Raw genomic sequence first — 1,112 nt, forward strand, 5'->3', positions numbered from 1 at the left:
CCATCTTGCCGAGCGCGATCTTGCCCTGCGGCACGAGCACGGCCGAGACCATGCCGGCGCGCACGGCGTACGCCGCGGCGGAGGCGGAGGTGTTGCCGGTGGACGCGCAGATGACGGCCTTGGCCCCCTCCTCCTTCGCCCTGGAGATGGCCATCGTCATGCCGCGGTCCTTGAAGGACCCGGTCGGGTTCGCGCCCTCCACCTTGAGGTGGACCTCGCAGCCGGTGCGCTCGGAGAGCACCTGCGCGGGCACGAGGGGCGTGCCGCCCTCTCGGAGCGTCACGACCGGCGTGGTGTCGGAAACCGGCAGCCGGTCCCGGTACTCCTCGATGATTCCGCGCCACTGGTGGGTCATTGCTCGTTACTCTCCTTCAACCCGCATGATGCTGGCGACACCCCGCACGGTGTCGAGCTTGCGCAGCGCCTCGACGGTACCGGTCAGGGCGGCGTCCAGGGCTCGGTGGGTGACGACGACGAGGGACGCCTCGCCGTCCTTGCCCGACTGCCGAACGGTGTCGATGGACACCCCGTGCTCGGCGAAGACCGTGGCGACCTGGGCGAGGACACCCGGTTTGTCGGCCACGTCCAGGCTGATGTGGTACCGCGTGACGACATCGCCCATCGGGGAGACCGGCAGCGCGGCGTACGCCGACTCGCCGGGCCCCTTGGTGCCGTTGAGCTTGTTGCGGCAGACGGCGACGAGGTCGCCGAGCACGGCGGAGGCGGTCGGGGAACCGCCGGCGCCGGGGCCGTAGAACATCAGCTGGCCGGCCGCGTCGCTCTCCACGAAGACGGCGTTGTACGCGCCGCGCACGGAGGCGAGGGGGTGGCTCAGCGGGATCATGGCGGGGTGCACGCGCGCCGTGACGGACGCGCCGTCCGCCGCCCGCTCGCAGATGGCGAGCAGCTTGATGGTGCAGCCCATCTGCCTGGCCGAGCGGAAGTCGGCGGCGGTGACCTCGGTCATCCCCTCGCGGTGGACGTCGTCCAGGCGCACCCGCGTGTGGAAGGCGATACCGGCCAGGATGGCGGCCTTGGCGGCGGCGTCGAAGCCCTCGACGTCGGCGGTCGGGTCGGCCTCGGCGTACCCGAGCGCGGTGGCCTCGTCCAGG

General features: G+C 71.9%; 2 protein-coding genes. Both read right to left on the reverse strand.

Going from position 1 to position 1,112, the window contains the following annotated elements:
* On the reverse strand, positions 1-355 hold a 355-nt coding region (locus tag ACPC54_RS42225; RefSeq protein ID WP_498973074.1), incomplete at its 3' end, for a threonine synthase.
* Positions 356-361: 6 nt separating this feature from the next.
* A partial coding sequence (locus ACPC54_RS42230) for a homoserine dehydrogenase (RefSeq protein WP_498973076.1) occupies positions 362-1,112 on the reverse strand: 751 nt, incomplete at its 5' end.

It is taken from the genome of Kitasatospora sp. NPDC094028, assembly GCF_049543595.1.
In the GTDB taxonomy this organism is placed as follows: domain Bacteria; phylum Actinomycetota; class Actinomycetes; order Streptomycetales; family Streptomycetaceae; genus Kitasatospora.